Here is a 6,618-nt window from a genome sequence, read left to right as displayed (position 1 = left end):
CTGGTGGCGGACCAGCTCCGCGGCAAAACGCTCGCGCGTGGGAAAGTCGAGCAGCGTCGAGGGCGCGGAGATGTTGTGCTGGATCAGCATGATGCCCCAGGAGCGGTGGAACATGCGCAGGGAAAACTCGCCCTGAGCCCGCGTCACCTGGTTGTGATAAAGCTCCATGGGATTGATGGCGCGGCTGCCGAATTCGTCGTCATGGGCATAGGGTCCGAACACGGAAGTGAGCAACACGCGCGCCCGCGGGCCCTTGGGATGTCGTTCCACAGCTTCCCCCTGAATTGCTCACCGAGGGGAATGATAGGGAAGCCCAGGCGGAGTGATGGTAATAGTCTTGTAATTTCTGTCGGCGAGCCTCTATCAGTATTTTGAGGGAGTTCCGGCGAGATTCTTAGCCAAAAGGATGCGGATCAGCCTCTCCACCCACGCCTGATCCACCTCCACCAGGAACTCGGCGGAGAGCAGGTCGGCAATCTCAGCGGCAGAGCGCCGTCCGTCCATGAAGTTGAGCGTCTCCCAAACCAGCATGCCGAGGTCGGGCGCGCCGGCGGCATCAGCGCGCTCAGCCACGAAGCGAGCCTCCTGCTGGTCCCACCAAGCGCGGTCGTCGGCGGAAAGGTCATTGAAAACATCGCCAGCCAATGGCAGGCGCGTGAGTTTCTTTGGTCCCGACGCCAGATGCGACGAAGTGGAAGGCGCCTGCTCCTCCATCATCGGCGCGCGGAGTTGCTCAACACCCTCGGCTCCCTGGCCGAGTTCCGCCGCCAGACGGGTGGCGATGGCCTGGTTCAGCTGCAGGCGGCGTTGCGCAGCGGGTGAATCACCGTGCGGAATATCGCTCGCGATGCGGCGCAGGCGTTCGCGAAGCTGGTCCGTCTTCATCAACCGCAGGAGACGGTCCCAGTCCGCTTCACTCGCCGAAGACAGCCAGTAGGCCGCGGCGGAGGCGAGCACACCGGTGCGGCGGAACTCACTGGCGTCGGTCTTGTCGATGGTGTCTTCGCTGGTATGGTGCGTCCAGTCGCCTTCGTGGACAAACATGGCGGCGGGAATTCCAAGGCTGAGGAAGTTCTCGTGATCGCTGCCCAAACTGATGGGGTCCTGACTTGCGGGCCACTGGTGGCGAGTTCCGGTGGGAGCAAAGAGTTTCGCTTCGCGCGTCTGCTGCAGGACATCGGCCAGCAGCGCGTCGAGGAACGAAGGCACGGAATCCGGACTTCGAGTGATGGAGAGGCGCGAGTCGGTCTTCACCGTATCCTCGCCCACCATGTCCAGGTTGAGGTTGGCCAGGATGCAGGGCTCGGGCGCGACCTTGGCGTCGGCGGGACGCGCAGACTTCCACGTGCGGCACTTGCGCGCTTCAGGATGATTGTCCAGATAGGCATGCGTGCCGAAATGCTCCGGAATCCACATAAAATGAAGCGTCAGCTTGGGCCGTGGCAGCTTGCCGGATGCGATGAGGGCGTGCAGAGCGCGGGCCATCTCCAGGATGGCGCCGGAGCCCGAGGCATTGTCGTTGGCGCTCCATTTGGGATGGTCGAGGTGTGCCGTGAGAATGATTTCGCGTTCCGGTTCCTCGGCGCCGCGGATCCAGGCGTGCACCAGCGTCAGGTTTCCCGCGCCCAGCGTGGCGTCGATCTTGCCGCGCACGCGCACCGGGCCTGCCTCCATCAGCTTCTTAAGTTCGTTGTACTGGTTGACGGAGATCTGGAAGCCGCCGCGGGTCGTCTCCAGCTCCTCGGCGCGCGGCCAGATGCCGTTGTAGTGCACCATGTCGGAATGGCCGGGCCGATCGAGCGGATCGGGATAGATCACCACACCCACCGCGCCGTGCTTCAGCACCGCCTGGCGGACGACGTCGGCGGCATAGCCGTAGGCCAGCGCGACTTTGCCGCGCAGGTCTTTGTCCTGGTAGTGCTTGGTCTCAGTGCCTTGGCCCACATCCACCAGTTCGCCTTCCCACTCTCCGCCCTTGGAGTACGTGGAGACACACATGGGCACGTCGCTGTAGCGGCAAAGGCGATAAGCCTGGAAGCCGGCTTTGGCGCCGCCAGTCACCCAGAGTTCGCCGCCGCGCATGTCCCAGGCCATGGGTGAGGTCATGGTGGCGTACCTGGTCTTGCCGTCGGACGGGAACTGTTCCAGGCGCGCCTCAATGCCGTAGGACTTCAGACGGGCGAGCACTACCTTCTCCGCCACTTCGGCCATCATGGGCGAACCCTGGATGCGGTGGTACTGGATGATGTTGCGAGTGTTCTCCTGCGCGCCCTCGCCGGAGTACTCGGCGGCGATGGCGTCGAAGACCTCTTGTTTGACCAGATGTTGCGCGGAAGCAAGCGGTGCGAGCGTGAGCAGTGCGACCAGGAAGCCGAGTTTCATGGGCGCAACAGGTTACCGGAAGAGCGCAGCCTGTGGCTATCCTTGTTCCCCCGGCGCTGCGAGGCGGCGCAGAGGCGGTAGAATCGCGCACAGATGAAAGAGGTCCCGACCGCCGACACGCCGCCGCCCAACCCGCCGGGGCCCGGGAATTGGGCGTCGCGGCTGACCGATCCGCTGCACGCACACACTGCGTTCTCCGCCACGCTGCTGCTGGCGGGTGCGGTCATGGTGTCGCGCGTGATCGGCTACCTGCGCGAAGCCTATATCGCCTATGCCTTCGGCGCCGGACCGGAAACCGACGCCTATGTGGCCGCCTTTACGCTGCCCGACTGGCTTAACTACCTGGCGGCGGGCGGCGCCGCCTCCATCACCTTCATCGCCATCTACACGCGCTACTGCGCCGAAAAGCGGGAGGAAGACGCGCAGCGGGCGTTTTCCATCATCCTCACGGTGATGACCGCGGTGCTGACCGTGGGCGTGGTGGTCGGCGCGGTGTTCGCGCGGCCTATCGAGCGCGTCATCTTCCCCAAGTTCACCGAGGAACAACTGGACCTGTGCGTTTCCCTCACGCGCGTGCTGCTGCCGGCGCAGATCTTTTTCTATGCCGGGGCGATCGTTTCGGCGGTGCTGATGTCGCGCCGATACTTCCTGTTTCCGGCGCTGGGACCGTTGCTCTACAACGTGGGCATCATTCTGGGCGGCGTGCTGCTGGGGTCGCGGCTGGGCGTGGCTTCCCTCGCCGTCGGTGCGCTGGCGGGATGCATCGCCGGGCCCTTCCTGGTGAACGTGCTGGGCGCCGCGCGCGCCGGCGTCAGCTATCGGGCTTCCTTCGCGGTGCGCGACCCGGTGTTCCTGGAATGGCTGCGCAAGTCCATCCCGCTGATGCTGGGTGTGACCCTGGTCGCAGCCGATGAATGGATCCTGCGCTTCTTCGCTTCCGGCAGCGTGGGCGACATCACCCGGCTGAACTACGCCAAGCGATTGTTCGCGGTGCCGATCGCCGTGCTGGGGCAGGCCACAGCCCAGGCCACGTTGCCCTTCTTCGCCGGCCTCTACGGGGAGAAGCGGTTCGGCGACTTCGCCGCCGCCATCAACAAGGCCGTGGGACGCGTGAGCGCGGTGGCGCTGCTGGCCACCGCCTGGATGGCAGCGGCGGCCCTGCCGGCAGTGGACCTGGTGTACCGCCGGGGGCGCTTCCAGTTCTCCGATTCCACCGAGACCGCCGCCTACTTCTTCTGGTTCTCACTGTCCCTGGCGTTCTGGGCGGCGCAGGGCCTGTACGCACGCGCTTTTTACGCGGCCGGCGACACCATGACGCCCATGGTCGCGGGCACCGTGGTCACGCTGCTGTCGCTGCCCGTCTATGCGTGGTTGTTCGATGCACGCGATGTGGTCGGGCTGGCGATGGCCTCGGGCGTCGGCATTCTGGCTCACACGGTGGTGCTGGCCGTCTTGCTGAGCCGCCGAAGACTCGTGCCCCTTGCGGAGTTGCCGTGGGTCGAAGTGGCCAAGGCCGCGGCCACGGCGCTGGTGGCGTGGGCGGCAGCCTCGGGCGTCGCTCGCATGATTGCGATCGACGGCAGCCACCGTGCCGACCTCAAGGCGCTGGCGCTGATCACTGTGACCTGGGCGGGCGCGGTGGCCGCCGGACTGTGGCTCACGCGCTCGCAGATTCTCACCTGGCTGCGGCGTCGGCCATGATCTCCGACGCCACACTGCTGCGCCACATCGAGCGGCAACCCAAGCGCACCGCCACCCTCAAGCAACTGCTGCGCGAACTGGGCGTGAGCGGAGAAGAGAGACGCGAATTCCGTGCGCGGCTGGAAAAGCTGGTGGCGCGCGGCGAACTCACCCAGGTTGAGCGCGAACGCTACGCACTGCCCGCGGCGGTGGGAAAGAACGTCGTACTGGGGCGGCTCACCATGCATCGCGATGGCTACGGCTTCGTGATCCCGGAAGAAGAAACGGTGCGCGACTCGATCGAAGGCGACATCTACATCCCGCCCCATGCCCTCGGTTCGGCCATGCACGGAGACCGGGTGCGCGTGCAGCTTGCCGAACGCAGGGCGCCGGGACGCGCCGAGGGGCGCATCCTGGGCGTGGTGGGGCGCGCGCATCCCACCGTGGTGGGAACGTTTCATTACGGCTCGCGCTACAACTATGTCACGCCTATCGACGAGAAGATCACGCAAGAGATCGTGATTCCACATGGCCTCGAGTGGCCCCAGGAAAAGCAGGCCGCAAAGGACACAAGGGGAGACACGAAGGGCACAAAAGAAGCGCGGCGTCGGGCGGAGCAGACGCCGCATCGTGTGCTCGGGGCCGAGGCGAGGCATCGCGCGGAGTTCGAGGATCTGGAAGGCGTGGTGGTGGATGTCGAAATCACGGATTGGCCCTCCGGGACCCAGCATGCGCGCGGGCGCGTCGTCGAGGTGCTCGGCAATGAGGATGATTTCGGTGTGGACGTGGAGATCATCATCCGCAAATACCACCTGCCGCATCGTTTCCCGGCGGAAGTGATGGAGGAGGCGCAATCGTTTGAGGACGTTCACCCGGCGAGCGAGCTGCGTCAGCGGCATGACTACCGCGACCTGTCCATCGTGACCATCGATGGCGAGACGGCACGGGATTTCGATGACGCGGTGCACGTAAGGCGGCTCGCGCATGGGCGTTTCGAGCTGCAGGTGCACATCGCCGACGTGGCCCACTACGTGCGCCCCGGGTCGGCGCTGGACGCCGAAGCGCGGCTGCGCGGCACGTCGGTGTACTTTCCGGACCGCGCCGTCCCCATGCTGCCGGTGGAGCTTTCCACCGACCTGTGCAGCCTGCGCCCGCAGGTGGAGCGCCTGGTGCTGAGCTGCGTGATGGAGATCGACCGCTCCGGGGACGTCACCCGCTACGAGCTGCATGAGGGCGTCATCCGTTCCGCCGAGCGCATGACCTACACCGACGTCAACCTGGTGCTGGAAGGCGACCCGGGACTATGCCGGCGCTACGCGCCGCTGGTCGAAAGCTTCGAAGCCATGCGCGAGCTGGCGATGATCCTGAACCGCAAACGGGTGCGCCGCGGGGCCATCGACTTCGACCTGCCCGAGCCGGTCATCGAGTTCGACGAGTTCGGGCTGATGCGCGCCATCCTGAAGTCGGAGCGCAATATCGCCCACCGCATCATCGAGGAATTCATGCTGGCTGCGAACGAGTGCGTGGCCCAACACCTGGAAAAGCGCGGCGTGCCCTCGCTCTACCGCATCCACGAAAAGCCGGACGCGAAGAAAGTCTACGAGTTTGAGACCATCGCAGCCACCTTCGGGCATTCGCTCGGCGTCGGCCCGCTACCCATCCAGCGCCTGGAGATGCGCGGCGAGCGGCGCGCTCGCCACGGCACCGGGCAGAGGCCGCGCGCCATCGAGGTGCCGCGCGAGGTGCGCGTGACCCCGCGCATGTACCAGAAGCTGACCGAACGCATCGCCGGCAAACCCGAAGAGCGCATCCTGTCGTACCTGATGCTGCGCTCACTGAAGCAGGCGCGCTACTCGGAGGAAAACGCAGGGCACTTTGCACTGGCCTCGGAGACCTACACGCACTTCACGTCGCCCATCCGCCGCTACCCGGACTTGATTGTCCATCGCATCTTGAAAGAGGTGATGGAGCGCGACGGCAGGAAGGAACGCGAGCGGCCTCCCCTCTCACAGGAGGTGCTGGAGGAAATCGCCCAGGAGTCCAGCCAGTCCGAGCGACGCGCCGACGACGCCGAGCGCGAGCTGATGGAGTGGAAGAAGATTAGGTTCATGCAGGACCGCATCGGGGAAGAGTTCGAGGCGCTCATCATCAGCGTCACGCGCTGGGGACTTTTCGTCGAGCTGATGGACATGTTCGTTGAGGGCCTGGTGCCCATCGCCACCCTTGCCGGAGACCGCTACACCTTTCGCGAGAACACGCGCCAGATCATCGGCGAACGTACGCGGAAGAAGTTCTCCCTGGGAGACCGAGTGCGTGTTCTGCTGGACCGCGTGGACCGGTTCCAGCGCAAACTGCAATTCGCGATTGTGGAAGATTAGCCACAGAGGCACAGAGACACAGAGTCAATCGTGCCACTAAGTCGGCGTCCGGTTGCTGATTGCCTCCCGACTCCGTGGCGTCCTTTCCGGTAGAATTACAGGATGCCTACGCAGGATGACATTCTCGACCGGCTTCGCCTGTGCTACGACCCGGAGATCCCGCTGAACATCGTGGACC

The 6,618-nt window shown here is 65.1% G+C and carries 4 protein-coding genes; 2 read left to right on the top strand and 2 right to left on the bottom strand.

All coding sequences use genetic code 11. The annotated features are described in order from the left end of the window. Both VLE48_07820 and VLE48_07815 read right to left on the bottom strand, forming a co-directional pair. Positions 1-270: hypothetical protein (locus tag VLE48_07820; GenBank protein ID HSA92902.1), on the bottom strand; the 270-nt coding region annotated here is incomplete at its 3' end. Between the two features lie 93 nt (positions 271-363). After that, complete coding sequence (locus VLE48_07815) at positions 364-2,382, bottom strand: DUF4910 domain-containing protein (GenBank protein HSA92901.1); 2,019 nt, start codon at positions 2,380-2,382, stop codon at positions 364-366. 93 nt (positions 2,383-2,475) lie between these two features. Here VLE48_07815 and murJ point away from each other — a divergent pair, with 93 nt between their 5' ends. Together murJ and VLE48_07805 are read left to right on the top strand one after the other, a co-directional pair. Beyond that, the gene (murJ, locus tag VLE48_07810; GenBank protein ID HSA92900.1) at positions 2,476-4,083 is read left to right on the top strand and encodes a murein biosynthesis integral membrane protein MurJ; all 1,608 of its coding nucleotides are present in this window, start codon (positions 2,476-2,478) and stop codon (positions 4,081-4,083) included. Continuing rightward, positions 4,080-6,440, top strand: a complete 2,361-nt coding sequence (locus VLE48_07805) for an RNB domain-containing ribonuclease (protein ID HSA92899.1) — start codon at positions 4,080-4,082, stop codon at positions 6,438-6,440. Before murJ ends, VLE48_07805 begins: the two co-directional genes overlap by 4 nt. Positions 6,441-6,618 lie beyond the last annotated feature (178 nt).

The organism is Terriglobales bacterium (assembly GCA_035454605.1).
Lineage (GTDB): Bacteria > Acidobacteriota > Terriglobia > Terriglobales > Acidobacteriaceae > DATMAB01.
Note: the sequence above shows the minus strand (reverse complement) of the source record. Positions and strands in the feature narration are given on the sequence as shown.

Bases quoted from the DNA above. Each gene is read 5' to 3' on its own strand.
- VLE48_07815 (HSA92901.1), bottom strand. From the start codon at position 2,382: ATGAAACTCGGCTTCCTGGTCGCACTGCTCACGCTCGCACCGCTTGCT.
- murJ (HSA92900.1), top strand. From the start codon at position 2,476: ATGAAAGAGGTCCCGACCGCCGACACGCCGCCGCCCAACCCGCCGGGG.
- VLE48_07805 (HSA92899.1), top strand. From the start codon at position 4,080: ATGATCTCCGACGCCACACTGCTGCGCCACATCGAGCGGCAACCCAAG.